This window comes from Granulicella mallensis (genome assembly GCF_014203225.1).
GTDB classification, from domain to species: Bacteria; Acidobacteriota; Terriglobia; order Terriglobales; family Acidobacteriaceae; genus Granulicella; species Granulicella mallensis_A.
The window spans coordinates 1-19,029 of the sequence record NZ_JACHIO010000009.1; the positions used below are offsets into that span (position 1 = coordinate 1).

The 19,029-nt window shown below is 60.4% G+C and carries 17 protein-coding genes; 6 read left to right on the forward strand and 11 right to left on the reverse strand.

Features of this window, described 5'->3' with window-relative positions; all coding sequences use genetic code 11:
- Nucleotides 1-441: 441 nt before the first annotated feature.
- The 5 genes from HDF15_RS11530 to thrC form a co-directional block, all read right to left on the reverse strand.
- On the reverse strand, nt 442-1,407 hold the full coding sequence (locus HDF15_RS11530) for an ABC transporter permease (RefSeq protein ID WP_184255660.1): 966 nt from the start codon (nt 1,405-1,407) through the stop codon (nt 442-444).
- Nucleotides 1,404-2,813: a hemolysin family protein gene (locus tag HDF15_RS11535; protein WP_014265859.1), complete on the reverse strand. Its 1,410-nt coding sequence runs from the start codon at nt 2,811-2,813 to the stop codon at nt 1,404-1,406. The genes HDF15_RS11530 and HDF15_RS11535 overlap by 4 nt, the downstream gene beginning before the upstream one ends.
- Nucleotides 2,814-2,930: 117 nt before the next feature.
- Entirely contained in the window at nt 2,931-3,287 is a 357-nt protein-coding gene (gene trxA, locus HDF15_RS11540) for a thioredoxin (protein ID WP_014265861.1), read from the reverse strand.
- 102 nt (nt 3,288-3,389) lie between these two features.
- The gene (gene thrB / locus HDF15_RS11545) at nt 3,390-4,313 is read right to left on the reverse strand and encodes a homoserine kinase (protein WP_184255662.1); all 924 of its coding nucleotides are present in this window, start codon (nt 4,311-4,313) and stop codon (nt 3,390-3,392) included.
- Complete coding sequence (thrC, locus tag HDF15_RS11550; protein ID WP_184255664.1) at nt 4,310-5,713, reverse strand: threonine synthase; 1,404 nt, start codon at nt 5,711-5,713, stop codon at nt 4,310-4,312. The genes thrB and thrC overlap by 4 nt, the downstream gene beginning before the upstream one ends.
- 41 nt (nt 5,714-5,754) lie before the next feature.
- Between thrC and modA the strand changes: the two genes are divergently transcribed.
- Genes modA through HDF15_RS11565 form a run of 3 tightly spaced genes read left to right on the forward strand, consistent with a single transcriptional unit; the run spans nt 5,755 to nt 7,948 of the window.
- Nucleotides 5,755-6,528, forward strand: coding sequence for a molybdate ABC transporter substrate-binding protein (gene modA, locus HDF15_RS11555; protein WP_184255666.1), 774 nt, complete (start codon nt 5,755-5,757; stop codon nt 6,526-6,528).
- A 12-nt stretch (nt 6,529-6,540) separates the two neighbouring features.
- Nucleotides 6,541-7,212 (forward strand): molybdate ABC transporter permease subunit, encoded by a 672-nt coding sequence (gene modB, locus HDF15_RS11560; protein WP_184255667.1) that lies wholly within the window; start codon nt 6,541-6,543, stop codon nt 7,210-7,212.
- 1 nt (nt 7,213) lies between these two features.
- The gene (locus HDF15_RS11565; protein WP_184255668.1) at nt 7,214-7,948 is read left to right on the forward strand and encodes an ATP-binding cassette domain-containing protein; all 735 of its coding nucleotides are present in this window, start codon (nt 7,214-7,216) and stop codon (nt 7,946-7,948) included.
- 130 nt (nt 7,949-8,078) lie between these two features.
- Here the strand turns inward: HDF15_RS11565 and HDF15_RS11570 are convergent, their stop codons facing one another.
- Nucleotides 8,079-9,119 carry a UDP-N-acetylmuramate dehydrogenase gene (locus HDF15_RS11570; protein WP_311733083.1) on the reverse strand — a complete coding sequence of 347 codons (1,041 nt, stop codon included), beginning with the start codon at nt 9,117-9,119 and terminating at the stop codon, nt 8,079-8,081.
- A 110-nt stretch (nt 9,120-9,229) separates the two neighbouring features.
- Here HDF15_RS11570 and HDF15_RS11575 point away from each other — a divergent pair, with 110 nt between their 5' ends.
- From HDF15_RS11575 to HDF15_RS11585, 3 genes are all read left to right on the forward strand, one after another.
- Nucleotides 9,230-9,655, forward strand: coding sequence for a BrxA/BrxB family bacilliredoxin (locus HDF15_RS11575; protein WP_014265868.1), 426 nt, complete (start codon nt 9,230-9,232; stop codon nt 9,653-9,655).
- A 290-nt stretch (nt 9,656-9,945) separates the two neighbouring features.
- Nucleotides 9,946-10,770: a pyrroline-5-carboxylate reductase gene (proC, locus tag HDF15_RS11580; RefSeq protein WP_184255669.1), complete on the forward strand. Its 825-nt coding sequence runs from the start codon at nt 9,946-9,948 to the stop codon at nt 10,768-10,770.
- Between the two features lie 18 nt (nt 10,771-10,788).
- Nucleotides 10,789-11,703, forward strand: coding sequence for a COX15/CtaA family protein (locus HDF15_RS11585; RefSeq protein WP_184255670.1), 915 nt, complete (start codon nt 10,789-10,791; stop codon nt 11,701-11,703).
- 254 nt (nt 11,704-11,957) lie between these two features.
- Here the strand turns inward: HDF15_RS11585 and HDF15_RS11590 are convergent, their stop codons facing one another.
- From HDF15_RS11590 to HDF15_RS11610, 5 genes are read right to left on the reverse strand one after another with little or no spacing between them, the layout of a single operon-like run.
- Nucleotides 11,958-13,328 (reverse strand): aspartate aminotransferase family protein, encoded by a 1,371-nt coding sequence (locus HDF15_RS11590; protein ID WP_184255671.1) that lies wholly within the window; start codon nt 13,326-13,328, stop codon nt 11,958-11,960.
- Nucleotides 13,329-13,343: 15 nt separating this feature from the next.
- Nucleotides 13,344-14,798 (reverse strand): NCS1 family nucleobase:cation symporter-1, encoded by a 1,455-nt coding sequence (locus HDF15_RS11595; RefSeq protein ID WP_260331021.1) that lies wholly within the window; start codon nt 14,796-14,798, stop codon nt 13,344-13,346.
- The gene (gene hydA, locus HDF15_RS11600; protein WP_184255672.1) at nt 14,795-16,210 is read right to left on the reverse strand and encodes a dihydropyrimidinase; all 1,416 of its coding nucleotides are present in this window, start codon (nt 16,208-16,210) and stop codon (nt 14,795-14,797) included. The genes HDF15_RS11595 and hydA overlap by 4 nt, the downstream gene beginning before the upstream one ends.
- A gap of 58 nt (nt 16,211-16,268) precedes the next feature.
- The gene (gene preA / locus HDF15_RS11605) at nt 16,269-17,684 is read right to left on the reverse strand and encodes an NAD-dependent dihydropyrimidine dehydrogenase subunit PreA (protein WP_184255674.1); all 1,416 of its coding nucleotides are present in this window, start codon (nt 17,682-17,684) and stop codon (nt 16,269-16,271) included.
- Complete coding sequence (locus HDF15_RS11610; RefSeq protein WP_184255676.1) at nt 17,671-19,026, reverse strand: NAD(P)-dependent oxidoreductase; 1,356 nt, start codon at nt 19,024-19,026, stop codon at nt 17,671-17,673. Before HDF15_RS11610 ends, preA begins: the two co-directional genes overlap by 14 nt.
- Nucleotides 19,027-19,029 lie beyond the last annotated feature (3 nt).

The window sequence follows — 19,029 nt, forward strand, 5'->3', positions numbered from 1 at the left end:
GACTTCCACATGCCTCCACGACATCCAGACACCCCCCACAAATCTGTAAAGGATGTCTGGAGACAATGTGTAAAGGATGTCATGAGTCCGTACAGTTTCAACCCTGCCACTAAAGGGTGCTCCGCAGGGTTCTTTCCGCTCTGCCGAAGGCTGGAGCGCAGGCGCAGCCGTAGCGACTGAATTGCTTTCTTCTATGCCAGCAAAGCTGTATAGGAAGCACCACGGTTGTACCCCGGGGCTGAACCAGCTTGTTTCGCCACGACCAAAGAAAGCAATTCAGTCGTTGCGGCTGCGCCTTCACTCCTGCCTTCGGCAGAGTGGAAAGAGGCTTTGACGCGCCTTTTCCGGCACGGCTGAAGCCGTGCCCTTCCGATTCGTGGGTCATCAAACTGCTTGCATAACTCACTTCACACCGACAACCGTTTGATGACGCGCCCAAGACTATCTCCGCATCCTCGGGTCCGCGACAGCATAAGCCGCATCGGTGAGCAGGTTGACCAGGACATAGGTCAAGCCGACGGCAAGAATGCATCCTTGCACCAGCGCGTAATCGCGATTGGAGATCGCCGAGAGCGTCAGGCGACCCAGGCCGGGCCAGCCGAAGATCGTCTCTGTGACGATGGCCCCTGCCAGCAGCGAGCCGAACTGCAGTCCAACCACCGTCAGCACAGGGTTTAGCGCATTGCGCAGAGCATGCCGATAGACCACTGTCCGCTCCGAAAGCCCCTTGGCCCGCGCCGTGCGGATGTAGTCCTGGCCAAGCTCTTCGAGCATCGATGTCCGCACCATACGGGTCAGAATCGCAGCCATGCCCAGTCCCAAGGTGATGGCCGGCAGGATCAGGTGCCGCAGAAAGTCGCTCGTGCCGTTCCCGGCGCCGGAGACCGGCAGCCATCCCAATCCGATGGAGAAGACGATGATGAGAATCGGACCCAGCGCAAAGTTGGGGAACGACAGACCGACAAGGCTAAGAAGGCCCAGAGAGCGGTCGGGCCAACGATCGCGGCGTCTGGCCGAGATCACCCCTGCAGGAATGGCCAGGCCGATCCCAATCAGCATCGCCGCTAAAGTAAGAGCGAGCGTATACGGATAGCGCTGCAACACCAGATGCAAGACCGAATCGTGCAGGCGCAGCGACTGCCCGAGGTCGGCATGCACGATTCCTCTCCAGTAATGCGCATACTGCACGCCCAGGGGAGCGTCGAGGCCGTAGGCATGGCGCAGGCCCGCGATATCCGTCGCCGTCGCTCCTTCCCCAAGCATCTGCACGATAGGATCGCCCGGAACGATGTGGATCAGCAGGAAGACCACGGTGACGACCAGCCAGAGCACAGGGATGGTCAGAAGAAAACGCCGGACAATATCCCGCGCCGTCTGGTGAAGTTGTGATCTTTGGGGTGCGCTCAACGGGCGTCTCCGGCTGCAACGCCGCGAGGCAGCTTGTCTGTCTTCGAATCGTCTACGCGCTCTTCAATGCGAACGCGCGCAATGCGCTGGCCCTTCATCTCCGCGATGAAAAAGCGCCGGCACTCATAGTCCACGAACTCTCCCACCTCGGGAATATGCCCAAGTTGTGCCAGCAGGAAACCTGCAAGGGTCTCCACGCCGGACTCTCGTGGGAACTTCCAGCGGAGCTGTGTCACCAGATCGCGCAGGGATGCGCTGCCATCGATCATCAGGCCGCCATCGGCTGTGGGCAGGGGGAGGTTCTTGCCGATATCGAACTCGTCATGCACCTCACCGACGATCTGCTCCAGCGCATCCTCCGCCGTTACCAGGCCAAGCGTGCTGCCAAACTCGTCGACCACGATCGCAATCTGGCGGCGACGCTCCTGGAACTCCTGCAGCAGCTCCACTGCCAGCTTCGTCTCCGGCACGACCAGCACATCGCGCATGACTTGGCGTAGCGTAATGTTCGAGGAACCATGACTGCCCAGCCCCTGCGCGACGCTGCGAAAGTGCATCAGGCGCGAGATGTCTTTCGAGAAGACGACCCCGATGATGTGCTCGCGTCCGCGCTCAGGATCGTAGACCGGAACGCGCGAGTGCTGCTCCTCGACGATATGGGCGCTGGCCTGCTCCAGAGGCATATTGGCGGGCAACGAAAAGATCTTGCCACGCGGCGTCATGATCTCGCTGGTCACAACATGGTTGAGCTCAATCGCGCGATGGATGATCTCCTCCTGGAAGGCCGGCAAAAGGCCCATGCGGCGTGTTGCCGTGGCCATGAGCTTCAGCTCCTCCGGGGAGTGCGCTGCCGACTCTCCGCGCAGGGGCGCACGAAAGACCCGCAGCACCAAGGCGGCAGAGATATTCATCACCTGGATCGCTGGGCGCGTCATGCGGATAAAGACATCGACCGGCCCGGCCACCGCCAAGGCGATGCGCTCCGCACGCTGCAGGGCGAGCGACTTCGGCACCAGCTCCCCGAGCAGTACCTCGAAGTAGGTGATGATCGCAAAGGCCACCACGACCGCAATCGTGTGCGCGTAGAGCACCAGGTGGGTATGCCCTCCGGGCAGCCACGTAAGGTGCGCCAGGCCGTGCATCAGAGCCTCGGCGATCGCAGGCTCACCGATACCGCCTAGAGCCAGGCTGGCCAGCGTGACTCCAAACTGAACGGCAGGCAGGAAGTCGTCGATATTGTTCTTGAGTTGGAGCGCGGTGCGTGCGCCAGGCCGGTTGAGCGCGATGAGCTGCTCGATACGGGTCTCGCGAACGCTGACCAGCGCAAACTCTGCGGCCACGAAGAAGCTATTCGCCAAAATGAAGAAGGCGATCAAACTTCCGTGTACAAGCATCCACTCCAGCATTTCGCCTGAGTTTAGCACTGGAGGGATGGCTTTGCCGCAAAGAGAACGAAAGCAACAGCACAGAGAAGGCCTGCGGGTATCCGCAGGCCTTCATCATTCAAAACTGTCGCTTACAACTTACGCGCGAACCTGTGCTGTCTCCTGGACGAGCACACGCTTCAACGACTGGTCGATGGTGTCCTTGGGAACAAAGCCCACGATCTGCTCAGCGACCTTGCCGCCCTTGAAGATCAGGAGCGCCGGGATGCCGCGGATGCCGTAGCGGCCGGGCGTCATGTTGTTACGGTCAACGTCCATCTTCATGACCTTGAGCTGGCCTTTGTACTCTTCGGCAACGGCGTCGACTACGGGAGCCAAAGCGCGACAGGGACCACACCACGCGGCCCAGAAGTCCACCAGGACCGGGGTCTCGGATTGCAACACCACCTTCTCAAAGTCGGCGTCGTTTACTTCTGTAACAAACTGACCTGCCATATGACTCTCTCCTTCGCCCCCTTAATTCGGTGGCTTTACATGCACACCCATCATAGATGCGCAGCGGTGGAAAACGATGCAATCGACCCCGGAATGGGGACTCTAAAGAGTGTCCAGCAATGTTTTTTTGACGCCCCCGGCGATTCGGAGCGAAAGCAGCTCAACTTCAGGCGCAAGCAGCTGACGCAACCGCGTCTCAGCCTCGAGAAAGGTCGTCCCTTCCGCCAGAAACAGCAACACCGAGGGCCCGGCTCCACTCAACGCTACCCCTGCGATCTCCGGCTCTTCGGCCAGCGGAAGCAACTGCTTGAGCAGCGGACAGGCTTCCATCCGGTACGGCTGGTGCATCCGGTCCTGCATGGCAGTACGGAGCAGACCTAACCGGCCCTGGGCAAATGCTGCAACTAATAAGGAAGCGCGCTGCACGTTGAAGATCGTGTCAGCCTTTGCATAGCTTTCCGGCAACAGCGCACGGGCCTGCTTCGTTGCCAGGCTAGTGGCCTGAACCGCCAGGACCAGCTCCCAGCCAGGATCTCCGGCAAACGTGGCTACCTCTACGGTATTGCCCTGCTGCGTCGAAACCGTAAAGCCGCCGTACCAACAGGCTGCGACGTTGTCCGGGTGGCCTTCCAGGCGGCTTGCCTCAGAGACAATCCCCGCATCGCCAAGCTCAAGGCCGCCGAAGTGGTCAGCCAGTGCAACCCCAGCCAGCAGCGCGGCAGCACTCGAACCACAGCCCATCCCCAACGGAATTTCGTTGTGCAGCGTAAGCCGCAACGGAACGATTCGCCGTCCGGCATCACTCAAGACACTGCGATAGGTATCGAGAATGAGATTGCGATCCAACGTCCCGCAAAGCTCGGCATCGCGGCCCGTGGCATGAATCTCAAAACTGGATGCGGCATGCGCTTCCACGGAGAGATGCATCGACATCGCCAGCCCCGCGGCATCGAAACCCGGGCCCAGATTTGCTGAGGTCGCTGGCAGTACCAGGCGCACGCCACCTACGGTTGTCGCAGCACTCATGCGGTCTGGCCCGCCGTAGCAGCAATCGCATCCAACGCCCGCAGAACGTCATCCACATTCGCGTCCAGCACCAGCGGAGCCTTTTGAAAGGCTTTGTGCTGATTGAGCTCGCCGGGAGTCGCCGCCGCAAGCTCCGCCTCGTTGAACAACTGGCCGCGATGGTACTGGATGGTGTACTCAGGATCCTTCAGGGTATGGCCGGTCAGCAGCAACACCGCCGTCTCTTCCCTGCCGACATGGCCTGCCGCCACCAGCTTCTTCAAGCCCGCCAGCGTTACCGCCGACGCCGGCTCACAGCCAATGCCCTCGGCGCCAATCTCGGCTTTGGCCAGCGCAATCTCACGCTCATTGACCTGTTCGCACCATCCGCCGTTGGCTTTGAGGATACGCACTGTCTTCCGCCAGGAAGCCGGATTACCAATTTGAATCGCCGAGGCCCGCGTTTCCGCGACTACGGGTTCCAGACTCTCGCCACCGTTCGCCTGCATCGCACGATAGAGCGGATTCGCGCCCTCGGCCTGGATGACACTGATCTTCGGCACACGCGAGATGAACCCAAGATGCTTCATCTCCGCGAAGCCCTTGCCCAGCGCGGCACAGTTCGCCAGATTGCCTCCGGGAACGATGACATGATGCGGCACCTGCCAATCGGTCTGCTCCAGCATCTCGAACGCGGGCGTCTTCTGGCCTTCGAGCCTGTAAGGATTCACCGAGTTCAACAAATAAATAGGAGCACGCCGCACGAGCTCCGTCAGCACGCGCACGCAGCCATCAAAGTCCGTGCGCAACTGGACGGTCATCGAGCCGTAGTCCATCGACTGCGAGAGCTTGCCCCAGGCGATCTTGCCTTCGGGAATCAGCACCATGCTGCGCAGACCGGCACGGGCAGCATAGGCGGCCATCGCCGCCGAGGTATTGCCGGTCGAGGCGCAGGCCACCCACTCGAAGCCACGCGAGACCGCTACCGACAGCGCCGCGGTCATCCCAGTGTCCTTGAACGACCCTGTAGGGTTCATGCCCTGGTGCTTGGCCAGCAGCCAATTCATCCCCAACGCGGCAGCAGACTTCGGCAGCTCGTAGAGCGGCGTATTGCCCTCGCGAAGCGTGATGGCCTGATCGTCGGCAACAATCGGCAGCAGGTCACGAAAACGCCAGACACCGCTCTGGTCCACAGCTAAAGTCGAGGTTCTACGCTCCTGCCACAGATGTCTCAAAGCAAAAGGGTTAGGGCGATTAACCGGTACATCCTTAGCCGTAGTGCCCGAAGCACTTTCACTCCAGGGATACTCAACTTCATACAGATCGCCGCAGTCCGGGCAACGGAAGTCGCTACGAGCCGCTTCACCAGCTATTCTCTGGGCGCAGCCCGTGCATCGAAGCATGTGTGATTGCATACTCATGTGTTTCCATAGATTATCGCAGAGGTATGAATTTGAGACTCATGAGACGTTCTGTTCCCCTCCGTGCACTCCTCACCCTTGCGTTGCTTGTCGTCTTGAGCGCGATTGCCCAGGGGCAGACCAAAGAACTCCATATCGCCGCCGCAGCCGACCTGCAACCGGTCATGCCAACCCTCGCTCAGGCCTATGAACACGCCACCGGGATCAAGATCGTCGCGTCCTTCGGTTCGACAGCGACGCTGACCCAGCAGTTGATGAACGGCGATCCCCAGGACGTCTTTCTCGCGGCGGACTTCACCCACCCGGAACAACTGGTCGCCGCAAACCTCACGGTGGAACACAGCCCGGTCCCGTATGCCAGCGGAGTCCTCGTGCTGTGGGCACGCAAAGACTCTCCGGCCCAGCCGCTTACCCTCGACGTTCTGGCCGAGCCTCGCGTGCAGAAGATTGCCGTCGCTAACGATCAACATGCTCCCTATGGCGTTGCCGCAACCAAGGCGCTAGCAGCCCTGCATCTCACCGACAAGGTCGCCGGCAAGCTCGTAGTCGCAGAGAACATCGCGCAGACGGCGCAGTTCGCCGAGTCCGGCAACGCACAGGTGGGGCTGATCTCACTGACCATCGCCAGTTCGCCGCACTTTCGCGAGATTGGCAGCTATATCCGTTTCCCGCGCGTCTACCCCGCCATCCGGCAATGCGGCGTAACGTTGAAGTCCTCAAAGAACCAGAGCGAGGCGCAGGATTTTCTGCGCTGGCTGACGAGCAACGACGTCCAGGCGAAGCTGCAGACGATGGGGCTCGATCCCGCAAGCTAGACTGAACTCACCATGGACTTCCCCGCGCTTGGCCTCACGCTACGTTTGGCCTGCCTCACGACGTTGCTGCTCCTGTTGCTCGCCATGCCGCTGGCTGCGTGGATCGCCAGTGGCCAGAGTGCAGGCCGCCGTGTGGCGCAAGCCGCAGTAGCTCTGCCGCTGATTCTGCCCCCCACCGTGCTCGGCTTTTACATGCTGATGGGCCTGGGGCCAGCAACTGCGTTGGGACGCACGATCATTCGCTGCTTTGGACACCCCCTCGCCTTTACCTTCCCCGGAATCGTCCTTGGCTCCATGGTGTACAGCCTGCCCTTTGCGGTGCAGCCATTGGTGACAGGCTTTGCCAGCGTCGATCGCTCGCTACTGGAGACAGCCAGCGTGCTCGGGGCTGGTCCGTGGACGATCTTTCGACGGATCGTTCTGCCGCTATCGCGCACCTCTTTCCTGACGGCGGCGGTCCTTACCTTTGCCCATACCGTGGGCGAGTTTGGGGTGGTCCTCATGATCGGCGGCGACATCCCCGGCGTTACGCGCACGCTTTCCATCTCGATCTTCGACCAGGTACAGGAACTCAACTACGCCGCCGCCAACCGGACGGCACTCTGGCTGGTGGTCCTTTCGTTCGCCGCGCTCCTGATCGTCTATACGCGCGGCCACCGCAGCCAGGGCGCGGAGCTGGGCTGAGATGGCCACCCTGCAGAGAGCCCCGCACCATCGGCTTGCCGTACACCGGCAACTCGGGCCTCTGCGCTTCGACGTAAACCTTGAGTTCTCAGCGCCCTGGACGCTCATCTTCGGGCCCTCCGGCAGCGGTAAAAGCTCCCTGCTGCGTGCAATCTGCGGGCTGTCAGGACACGCCGGAACAGAGTTTGCGAGATCTAATGCGGAAGGCCAATGGAGCGTGCTTTCGTCCAGCGTGGCGACGCACCTTCGCTCGCTAAGCTACGCCCCGCAAAGCCCGACGCTCTTCCCGCATCTCACCGTACGCGAGAACGTGGCCTTCCCCTCCCAATCCCATGCAAAAGCTCCAAACCATACGCTGCTGGTGGAACAGGCCCTGGAGCTCTTCGAAGTAACCGGCCATGCCGATCGGCTGCCGAGCAAGCTGTCCGGGGGAGAACGCCAGCGCGTCAATCTGGCGCGTGCCTTTGCTGTTCCGGAAGCGAAACTGATGCTTCTCGACGAGCCCTTCTCCGGTGTCGATCGAGCCATGCGCGATGCCTTACTTCCGCGCATGCAGGCCTGGCTGCAACAGCATCAGATTCCTGTGATTTCAGTAAGCCATGACGTGGATGAGGCTCTGCTCCTCCGGGCGGAGGTTGTTGTGCTCGCCCAGGGATCGGTCGTGAACCAAGGACCAGCCTCTGAGGTTTTGAACGAGGAGTGGGCACGCATGTTGAAGATTCTTGGCTCGGTATAACGAATTACCCTTGCTGCTACGTGTTTTTCGTCGTCATCCTGAAGCGTAGCTGAAGGAACCCCGCATTCTTGCCGCCACCAATTCGGGGGTCCTTCGCCTACGGCTCAGGATGACGACGAAAAACAAACCACTACCCCAACACCACCGGCTCCCGCTCCAACCGAATCCCGAACCGGGCCTCTACCCCCGCCACAATCTCTTCTTCCAAATGCTCGACATCCGCAAACGTCGCGCCTCCACGATTGGTCAGCGCCAGCGTGTGGCGCGTAGAGATTCCTGCCGGGCCTGCGCCATATCCCTTGACGAATCCCGCACGCTCCAGCAACCAGGCTGCAGGCAGCTTCACGCAGCCCTCTCCCGCAGGCCAGTGCGGCACGTCGCCCTCTACAGCTTTGGCGACCTCCGGAAGCAAAGACGCAGCGACCACCGGGTTCTTGAAGAACGACCCCGCACTGCGGCAGTCCGGGTCTCCTTCGACGATCAGCATGCCCTTTGCCCGGCGAATCTTACGCACAGCGGCAGCGACCTCTACCAACGACGGTGCGGGATGTGCATCGGCGAAATACTTCTGGAGATCGGCATAACGCAGCGTCGGCGCGCCCCCCGGCCGAAGCTGAAACTGCACGCGCGTAACGATATACCGCTTGCGAGCGTCCGTATTGAACAGGCTCGCGCGATAGCGGAACCGGCACTCCTGCTTCGAAAGATCGACGAAGGCCTGCGCCTGCCGGTCGAAGGCCCGCACCGACACAATCGTCTCCGAGACCTCCTGCCCGTAGGCCCCGACGTTCTGCACCGGAGTCCCCCCAACGCTGCCCGGAATCCCGGCAAGGCACTCGATACCGGCACATCCCGCGGCGACGGCCTGAGCAACAAATCCGTCCCAGGGCTCGCCCGCGCCGACCTCAAATCCTCCATCGGCCAGAGCTTCAATGCCTATGATCTTCATCTGGAGCACGAGACCGGCAAAGCCTTCATCCCGAACCAGCAGGTTGCTTCCGCCTCCGAGCAGAAAGAGTTCTACCCCTTGCGCTTCAGCCCAGGCAACGGCAGCCGCAACCTCCTGCTCCGTCGTAGCTTCGGCGAAATATCGTGCGGGGCCACCAATTCGAAACGTGGTAAACGGGGCTAGAGGAACGTCTTCACGGAGGTGCAGGCTTGCAGAGGTCACGGTTTCGAGAATACCCCCTTAAAACCTCAAACCGCAGGTGCCTTTTTTGATGCGACCAACGCCGGAGCCGTACAATCAAATATGGAACGTAAGGTCCCAGGAGGAAGTAAATGTATCCAGAGTTGATGGTAATTCCGATGCGCGAAGAGTTGACGAAGGCCGGTGTGCAGGAAGCACGCTCCAGCGCGGACGTCGATGCCGCTGTTGCACAGCCCGGAACCACGATGCTCGTCGTCAATTCCATCTGCGGCTGCGCCGCGGGCAAGATGCGCCCAGGCGTACGTCTCGCGCTGCAGCACACCACCAAGCCCGACCATGCCGTCACAGTCTTCGCCGGCCAGGACCGCGAAGCCACCGATCGCGCCCGCAGCTACTTCCAGGGACATCCGCCGACATCGCCCGCCATCGCCATCCTGCGCGACGGGCAGCTCGTCTACCTGATGCAGCGCTCCGCGATCGAAAGCTCGACCGCTCCGGCGATCGCCCAGGAACTGACCCGCGCCTTCGAGACCTACTGCTCGAAAGCAACGGCTTAAAAGCAGGAAGCACATTCAGGGCCAACGGCCCGCCTCATACCAGCCTGGGGTGAAGCCCCAGGTCAGAACATAGTTGCAAGGTCGAGGGCTGAAAGCCCGATTCATCGGTGTCGCCACGGATGAATCGGGCTTTCAGCCCTCGAATGTCATGAGGCCTATGTACCTGGGGCTTCACCCCAGGCTGGTATGAGACGGGCCGTTGGCCCTGAAATTGTCACTTGGTTCGTTTTGGGACTCAGCTACAAATTGCTAGCTATGTCCTGCTTCCTGCATTTGATAGCCTTGCAAGCATGACTTCTACGAACGCAGAGCTTCGCGTCGCCGTTCTCGGCACCGGCAAGATGGGCGGCATTCTGCTGCAAGGCTTTCTGAAGGCCGGGTTTCTCAAACCCGAGCAGATCTTCGCGACCGTTGCGCACGAAGCGCGGGCACAAGCTCTTTCCAGCCAGCTTGGCATCACCGTCACAACCGACAATCTTGAGGCCGCGCAAAAGGCCGACGTCATCCTGCTCGGCGTAAAGCCCTTTCAGATCGCAGACGTAGTCCACCAGATCAAGCCCGCGCTCACCTCCGGTAAATTACTCGTGTCTTTCGCAGCTTCGGTCAAGACCCGCGCCATTGAAGACGCTGCAGGTGCAGAGATCGCAGTAGTGCGCGCCATGCCCAATACACCGTCGATGGTTGGCGCGGGCATTGCCGCTCTCTGCCGGGGCAGGTTCGTGAGGGACGAACAACTGCACATCGCCGAGCAGATCTTCGCGACCGTCGGGCGCACCGTCGTCGTCGATGAAAAACACATGGACGCCGTAACCGGACTCTCCGGCTCCGGCCCGGCCTTCCTGTACATCATCATCGAGGCCCTCGCCGAAGCGGGCGTCAACGTCGGCCTGCCCCGCGACATCGCAACCCAGTTGGCCGCACAGACCACCTACGGCGCAGCCAAGATGGTGCTCGAGACCGGCTCCCATCCCGCGCTGCTCAAAGATGAGGTCACCACCCCTGCCGGTTGCACCGTCGACGGCATCCTCGAACTGGAAGAGGGTGGCCTGCGCGTAACACTTATCAAGGCCGTTAAACGCGCAACGCAACGAGCTCGTGAGCTCGCGAACAGCTAAGCGCACTATCATCAAAGCATGAGCGGAATCGTACGTGCGTTGCGCAACGGGCGCGGCCTCACAGCCTATGCGTGGTGTGTGCTGGCCTTCATGGTCCTCGTCGTCCTGGAGGGCGCCATCGTGCGTGCCACAGGCTCCGGCGCTGGCTGTGGCAATCACTGGCCGCTGTGCAACGGTGACTTCTTTCCTCACCATCCACGCCTGGCAACCGTCATCGAGTACACACATCGGTCGATGACCGGCTTCTGCTCTACGATGGTTGCGATCTTGATCGCCTGGGTCTTCTTCGCTCGCCTCAAGGGCGATCGTGCGCGCAGGGCAGCGGTCTGGGTTGGAGTTTTGCTGTTGACCGAAGCCCTGCTGGGCGCGGTGCTGGTGAAAGGCGGCTATGTCGAGACCAACGCCTCGAATGCCCGCGTCTTCATGCAGTGCATCCACTTCACCAATACGATGCTACTGATCGCCGCGCTGACCCTCACGGTCTGGTGGCTGCGTCCACGGTCTGGCTTCGAATCCAGACTCGCACCGGAGGCCGGAAGCCTGGCGTGGCTCTCTATCGTGGCTACTCTGGTGGTAGGCGCAACGGGCTCAGTGGCCGCACTTGCCGACACGCTCTTTCCTTCTCCCTCCTTCCTCGCGGGTCTGGCAGACGACTTTGCCGCAGCCGCGCCGCTGATGGTACGCATGCGCTGGCTGCATCCTGCGGCTGCCTTGATCGGCGTTGTCTGCGTTACTTGGCTCTACCTGCGGGTTCGCTCGAAGGCCGCACGCTGGGTGATGGCATTGCTTGTACTGCAACTCGTGCTTGGCCTGGGGGATGTACTGCTTCTCGCGCCGACATGGATGCAGGTATTGCACCTGCTTGGCGCGGATCTTTATTGGATCGCGTTGATCGCGTTGGGTGCGGATGTCATCGCACCACAACGAAGTTAAAGCGGCTGCGACGCTTAGCTTTTGCCTTTCTTGTTTGTCATTCCGAGCGCAGCGAGCGAATCTGCTTCCTCCCGTTCTTTGGTCGTATCACCCAAAAGCCGGTGGCCAGGACCGACGTCGCTTGATAGGGCTAGCCACTGTGGTGGCGCAGGCGAAAAACGGGAGGAAGCAGATTCGCTCGCTGCGCTCGGAATGACAAACAAGAAAAGCAAAGGCAAGAGCAAAGATACTGCCACAGTTCTACTCAAACCCGCTCAAACACACTTCTCATCGGCCAGCGAAAGATGCTTGTCCAACGTATCGATACCCCGATCAAGCTCCTCTTTGGTAACAATCAGCGGCGGCGCAATCACAAAGTGGCTCACCCACGCCTGGATCGCAACGCCGTCGGCAAACATCTTGCCCGCAATCTGATCGACGAGTAGCGGCACACCCGAGACCTTATCGGTATAGGTATTGAACGGCTCCTTCGTCTCACGGTTCTTAACAAGATCCACCGCCCAGAACAATCCCTTGCCCCGCACCTCACCAACGCTGCGATGCTTCTCCTTCAAAGCGCGCAACTTCGATTCAACATAGGGCGCCAACTCCGCAGCACGGTCGACGAGGTTCAACCGCTGCATCTCGTGGATCGTGGCGACCGCGGGAGCAAGCGTCATCGGATGAGCCTCGTAAGTATGCCCATGCGCAAAGTAGTGGTCGAGGAAAAAGTCGCCGATCTTCTCCGAGGTCGCACACAATCCCAACGGCACATAGGCAGAGGTAATGCCCTTCGCCGTGACCAGAATGTCCGGCGTCACTCCCCAGTGCTCGACGGCAAACCACTTGCCTGTGCGGCCCCAGCCCGTCATTACTTCGTCGGCGATCATCAGCACGCCGTTCTCATCGCAGATCTTCCGCAGCTTCGGGAAGTATTCGTCCGGTGGAACGAGGACGCCGTTCGTTCCGACGATAGGCTCCAGCAACACCGCGGCCACATCCGACTCATTGCGAATCATGTGCTCGATGTAATCGGCGCACGCGACACCGCACTGCGGATACGTATGCTTCATCGGGCAACGATAGCAGTTGACCTCAGGGCCAAAGACGACGCCCGGCCCCTTGCCGCCCGGCTCCATCGCCCAGCGGCGTGGATCGCCGGTCGCTGCGATGCTGCCTGACGTCGAGCCATGATAGGAGCGGTAGCGCGCAATGATCTTCGACTTGCCCGTATACATGCGTGCAATCTTGAACGCGGCCTCATTGGCTTCCGTGCCCGAGGTCGTGAAGAAGAACTTATTGATCCCCTCGGGCAAGACCTCGAGCAACAGCTTTGAAAGCTCGGCGCGCGTTGCGGTCGCATAACCCGGCATGGCGTAGGGCAGTTCACGCGCCTGCTGCGCAATGGACTCCACCACAACCGGATTTTTGTGGCCGAGATTGACGCACATCAACTGCGATGAGAAGTCGAGGTAGCGCTTGCCTGCGCCGTCGATGATGTAGCAGTCCTCGGCGTCGGCGATGTGCACGGGGTTCCAGCTCTTCTGGAAGCGCCAGGTGCCATAGTTCAGGCGGCGGGTAAGATCGACGATCTCTTCAGAGGTCATGCCGTGCATGTTTTGCGGAAGCGTATCGGTAGGGCTCATACATTGCCTTTCGTGTCAGTGAGTAGCGAGCGACAGACGCCGGGCATGTCCCAGCATCAGCAGATAATAAAGCGCGCCGGACAGGAAAAACCCGACGAACCAGGCGTAGTCGTAGAGAAACGCGATCTGAGGAACGAACCGCCCGATCAGCGCCACCGTTACCCCTAAGATAAGCGCAATCAGGGCGACAGGATTGAAACCATTCTTGTACTCGTAGATTCCCCCGCGACGATAGAGCGAGTACGTATCAAGCTGCTTGTGGCGCACAAGAAAGTAATCGACGACCATGATGCCTGCAACCGGGCCAAGCAATCCCGAATAACCCACTAGCCAGCCGAACACATAGCTGCCGAACGTCGCCATCAGCTTCCAGGGCATCATCGCGAGCCCAAGAAATCCTGTAATCAGTCCGCCGGTCCGAAAGCTGATCAGCCGGGGAGCGAGGTTCGAGAAGTCATTCGACGGTCCAACCACGTTTGCCCCAATGTTCACATTCATCGTTGCAATCAACAGCCCAACCAGGCCGAGCAGCGCGATCCACGGTTGGTGGAACTTGCCCAGGAGCGTCACCGGATTCCATATCGGCTCGCCAAACACGACCGTCGAGGCTGAGGTCACAGCGATCCCTACAAACGAGTACAGGGTCATCGCCACCGGCAGCCCGAAGGCTTGCCCTGCAATCTGTGAGTCCTGGCTCTTCGCATACCGTGTAAAGTCCGGGATATTCAGCGACACCGTGGCCCAGTACCCGACCATCGCCGTAAGCGAGGGAAAGAAGAAGTGCCAGAATCCCGCATGTGTCGCAAACTTACTGGGAGCCGCCAGCATCGGCCCAAAGCCGCCCGCGCGATGCAGCATGTATCCCAGCAGCGCCAATGACAAGATCAGCATCAAGGGTGCGGAGAAACTCTGCAGGAACCGGATCGACTCTACCCCCCTCCATACCACCAGCATGTTGAGCGCCCAGAACCCTAGAAAACACACCCACGTCACGCTCGGCATGTGCTCGGCTCGCGGCCATAGCACGACAACCATCGCCGCAATCGCCTGCCCGCCGATCCACGATTGAATTCCAAACCAGCCACACGCGACGATCGCCCGCAGCATCGCCGGAATATTCGCCCCTACCGGCCCGAACGAGGCTCGCACAAAGACTGGGAACGGAATGCCGTACTTCGCTCCCGCATGGGCATTCAGCAGCATGGGGATGAGGACAATCAGGTTGCCCAGCAGGATCGTACCCACCGCCTGCTTCCAGTTCATCCCCCCGGCGATCAATGACGCCGCCAGCATGTAGGTGGTCACCTCCATCGACATCGAGAACCACAGGGCGATGTAGTTGTAGGTGCTCCAGGTACGCTGCGAGGGCTCGGTGGGCGCAAGGTCTGCGTTGTACAGGCGTGGGTCAGGAGCGAACTCCGCCCCCATCTGATCGCTGTCCAATACGGCCCTCGTAACGGTTGGAATCAAGCAAACCCTCCGGCATTCGCCTCGCGCCGCACAAATCGTCCCCGTCCGGTCGCGCCCAGAAACTTCCCTGGCTGTGCGGTATTGTCGACCACCAGTTCTCCACGGGAGAATACCTTTGCGGCGTTGCCCTGCACCTTCCAGCCTTCAAACATGGAGTAGTCGGTCGCCATACACTGTGTCGCCGCTGAGATGGTGTACTCCGCCTTCGGGTCCCAGAGCAGGATGTCAGCGTCCAGCCCCGGCGCGATGGTGCCCTTCTGCTTGCCCATGCCAAAGATACGAGCCGGTGCCGTGCAGCAGAGCTCGACGAACTTCTCCTGCGTGATGCGTCCGGCATTCACGCCGAAGTGCCATAAGATCTGCAGACGGTTCTCGATACCCGGACCGCCGTTTGGAATCTTCGTGAAATTACCGCGGCCGAGTTCCTTCTGATCGGCAAATCGGAAGGGACAGTGGTCCGTTGAAACGACCGAGAGCGATCCCTCCACAAGCGCCTTCCACAGCGGAGCCTGATGCCGTTTTTCACGAAGCGGCGGTGTAAAAACGAACTTCGCCTCTTCCCAACTCTTGCCGGGCATCTGGTCTTCAAGGGAGAGCACCAGATACTGCGTGCAGGTCTCGGCCAGCGCCTTCGCGCCGCGTGCCTGCATGAACTTCAACTCGTCCAGCGCATACTCGTTCGACAGATGCACGATGTAGACCGCCGCTCCGGCCATATCGGCAAGAGCGATAGCCCGATGCGTTGCTTCTGCCTCCGCTTTAGGCGAACGCGAGAGCGCGTGATAGTGCGGAGCCGTCTTCCCTTCCGCAATCATCTGAGCCACAACAATATCGATCGCGCTGCCGTTCTCCGCGTGGATGCAGCATAGAGCGTTCAAAGCGGCGGCCTTCTGCATGACCTTGAACATCAGGCCGTCGTCGATCATCAACACACCGGGATAGGCCATGAACAGCTTGAAGCTCGAGATACCGGCAGCCAGCATCTCCTCCATCTCGCGCAGGCCTTGCGAACCATCCCCAGGCCCCAGGTCGGTCACAGCCATATGCAGCGAGAAGTCGACACACGCCTTGTTGTCGGACTTCTTAAGCCAGGTGGCCAGCGCCTCCTTCATGGTGTGGCCCTGCGACTGCAGAGCGAAGTCGATCACCGTCGTCGTGCCCCCGACTGCGGCAGCCTGCGTTCCCGTGGTGTAATCATCGGCCGAGGTCGTTCCGCCAAACGGCATATCAAGATGAGTATGTACGTCAATACCGCCCGGCATCACCAGGAGGCCCGTCGCATCGACGACAGTATGGCCTGCCGTATCCAGTCCCGGCCCCACCTTCGCGATCTTCTCGCCTTCAATCAACACATCGAGCAACTGCGAACGATCCGAACCTACAACTGTTCCGTTCTGAATCAGCGTTCCCATGTCCCTCATCCTCCAACTCGCAACTCGAAACTCGTATCTCGAGCCTGAAAGCCGCTTTCTACAGATTCGGATTCCCCGCATCCCCTGCGTTCTGCGGCACAATTCCCGCAGCCACACGCTCTTCCCAGGTCTGCGGTGGCAGACCGGTATCGATCCGCTCCATCGTGATGCACTCCGGTACCGGACAGACCAATGAGCATAGATTACAGCCCACGCACTCCACTTCGTCGACACGTGGAATGCGCGAGAGCGGCGTACGATACGGCCCATCTACTCCCGCCCCATCGATATCGAGTTTCGGAATCGGCGTCGTGCTGATACGTCCACGACTCTCGGCAGCGACCATATCCGGCGTGCGGGTATGATCCGGCGCAGGCAGCGTGCGGTCGAGATGGATGCACTGATGCGCGCCATCCCAGCAGGCCGTATAGCAGAGGTCGCAGCCAATGCATTTGGACTCATGAATGTGCGCTACAACCTTGTAATTCAGGTTGAGGTGCTTCCACTCGCGAACCTTGGGCAGTGAGAGCCCACGGAAGTCATCAAGCGTCTCATAGCCTTTGCGGCGCATCCATGCCTGCAGGCCATCAGCCATGTCTTCGACGATGCGATAGCCATAGTGCATCGCAGCCGTACAGACCTGTACCGTGCCCGAACCCAGCAGAATGAACTCCGCTGCATCCTGCCAGGTGCCGATGCCCCCGATGCCCGACATCGGCAGTGCGGCATCAGGGTCCGACATCACCTGCTGCACCATATTCAGCGCGATGGGCTTCACGGCGGGACCGCAGTAGCCGCCATGCGAGCTCTTGCCGTCGACCATCGGCCGTGGCTCCAGCGTATCCAGATCGATGCTTGTAATCGAATTAATGGTGTTGATCGCCGAAAGTGCGTCCGCGCCGCCGCGCTTAGCCGCTCGCGCCGGAATGCGGATGTCGCTAATGTTCGGCGTCAGCTTGACGATAACCGGCGTACGAGCCTTCTCCTTCACCCAGCCGGTGATCTGCTCGCAGTACTCCGGTACCTGCCCGACAGCCGAGCCCATGCCGCGCTCACTCATGCCGTGGGGGCAGCCGAAGTTCAACTCCAGCCCATCGGCACCGGCATCTTCAGCGCGCTGCACGATGTCATGCCACGTCTCGCGTTTGCTCTCGACCATCAACGACGCAATTACTACGTGCTTCGGATAGCGACGCTTTACCTCGGCGATCTCACGCAGGTTCACCTCGATGGGCCGGTCTGAGATGAGCTCAATGTTATTGAAGCCCATCATCTTCTGGCCGTTCCAGTCGATCGACGAGTAGCGCGAGCTCACATTCGTGATCGGCTCGCCGATGGTCTTCCACACCGCTCCTCCCCAGCCTGCATCGAAGGCGCGCATGATCTGCTCGCCGCAGTTGGTCGGCGGCGCAGACGCCAGCCAGAAGGGATTGAGGCACTTAATTCCTGCGAATGTCGTCTCAAGCGTTGGCATCTTGGCCCTCTAACCACGCAGCGATTCCAATGCCTGCGCGCTTGCCGTCAGCGACGGCGTCCACCACCTCGCGACCGCCGTTCGTGCAGTCGCCCCCTGCGAAGTACTTCGGGCTCGATGTCTGCCCGGTAGCGCGATCGATCAGGATGCGGCCACGCTCGAGCTTTACCGTCGATGCCTTCCCCTCCGCAACCAGAAATTCCGTGTGAGTCGCCTGCCCAATGGCCAGCACGATCAGGTCAACCGGCAGCGAGAACTCTTCACCAGCCTTTGGAACCAGCGATCCATCTGAAGTCGTTTCCAGCTTCACCAGTTCCAGCGCCTCTACCTTGTCCGTGCCTTTCAGACCAATGGGCATCACATGCCACAGGAACTTCACGCCCTCCTGCTTTGCGTGCTCATACTCAAACGCAAAGGCCGACATCTGTTCCGGCCCACGGCGATAGACCATGTGGACCTCGCGAGCTCCAAGCCGCACGGCGGCATTGGCAGCATCGATGGCCGTGTTGCCCGCGCCAATGACCGCAACCCGCTGCGGCGCGGACGTAATCTCTCCGCTCTTATATCCGGCGATATAGTCGAGCGCGTTGGTCACGCCCGCAGTCTCTTCTCCAGCTATACCGAGTCTGTGGATCGCACCCAGGCCCAGCCCCAGGAACACGGCGTTGTGCGATGCCTCAAGCGCTGCAAGCTGCGCAGCATCGACGGTCGTATTGAAGCGGAACTCAACACCAAGCTGCGAGAGCAGATCGATCTCACGCAGACTCTCGGCAAGCGGCAGCTTGTACTCGGCAATGCCATAGGTGTTCAGGCCACCCGGCAGAGGCCGAGCGTCGAAGATCTCTGCGCGAATCCCCCGGCGACGTAGCTCGGCAGCACAAGCCAGCGAAGCCGGGCCCCCACCAATCAGCGCAACCGACTTGCCGGTGTCTTTTCCGGGAGAAAACGGCAGCGGAGCCCCGCTCTCGTGCAGAACGTCCATCGCGAAGCGCTGCAATCTGCCGATTTCGATTGGCTGCTTGTTGTAGCGGTGCATCACACAAGCGCCTTCGCAGAGCACCTCTACCGGACAGGCTCGCGAGCAGCTCGCGCCAAGGATATTCGCATCGAGGATGGTCTTTGCGGAACCTTCAAGATTGTCACTGGCAATCTTCTTGATAAACCGTGGCACATCGATATGCGTAGGACAGGCCGCCGTACAGGGCGCGTCGAAGCAATAGAGACATCGGTGGGCTTCCGTCACCGCAGCCGTCTTGTCGAAGGCCGGATGCAGGTCCGGAAACCGCGACGCGATCTCCGCCGAGCCGGGTGACTGCGAATAGAAGTTGGTCTGCTCGCTCATCGT

Coding starts and splice junctions, on each gene's coding strand:
- thrC (WP_184255664.1), bottom strand. CDS start 5,713: ATGAGTATGCAATCACACATGCTTCGATGCACGGGCTGCGCCCAGAGA.
- proC (WP_184255669.1), top strand. CDS start 9,946: ATGACTTCTACGAACGCAGAGCTTCGCGTCGCCGTTCTCGGCACCGGC.
- HDF15_RS11535 (WP_014265859.1), bottom strand. CDS start 2,813: ATGCTGGAGTGGATGCTTGTACACGGAAGTTTGATCGCCTTCTTCATT.
- hydA (WP_184255672.1), bottom strand. CDS start 16,210: ATGGGAACGCTGATTCAGAACGGAACAGTTGTAGGTTCGGATCGTTCG.
- modB (WP_184255667.1), top strand. CDS start 6,541: ATGGACTTCCCCGCGCTTGGCCTCACGCTACGTTTGGCCTGCCTCACG.
- HDF15_RS11575 (WP_014265868.1), top strand. CDS start 9,230: ATGTATCCAGAGTTGATGGTAATTCCGATGCGCGAAGAGTTGACGAAG.
- trxA (WP_014265861.1), bottom strand. CDS start 3,287: ATGGCAGGTCAGTTTGTTACAGAAGTAAACGACGCCGACTTTGAGAAG.
- HDF15_RS11585 (WP_184255670.1), top strand. CDS start 10,789: ATGAGCGGAATCGTACGTGCGTTGCGCAACGGGCGCGGCCTCACAGCC.
- thrB (WP_184255662.1), bottom strand. CDS start 4,313: ATGAGTGCTGCGACAACCGTAGGTGGCGTGCGCCTGGTACTGCCAGCG.
- HDF15_RS11610 (WP_184255676.1), bottom strand. CDS start 19,026: ATGAGCGAGCAGACCAACTTCTATTCGCAGTCACCCGGCTCGGCGGAG.
- HDF15_RS11565 (WP_184255668.1), top strand. CDS start 7,214: ATGGCCACCCTGCAGAGAGCCCCGCACCATCGGCTTGCCGTACACCGG.
- HDF15_RS11590 (WP_184255671.1), bottom strand. CDS start 13,328: ATGAGCCCTACCGATACGCTTCCGCAAAACATGCACGGCATGACCTCT.
- modA (WP_184255666.1), top strand. CDS start 5,755: ATGAGACGTTCTGTTCCCCTCCGTGCACTCCTCACCCTTGCGTTGCTT.
- preA (WP_184255674.1), bottom strand. CDS start 17,684: ATGCCAACGCTTGAGACGACATTCGCAGGAATTAAGTGCCTCAATCCC.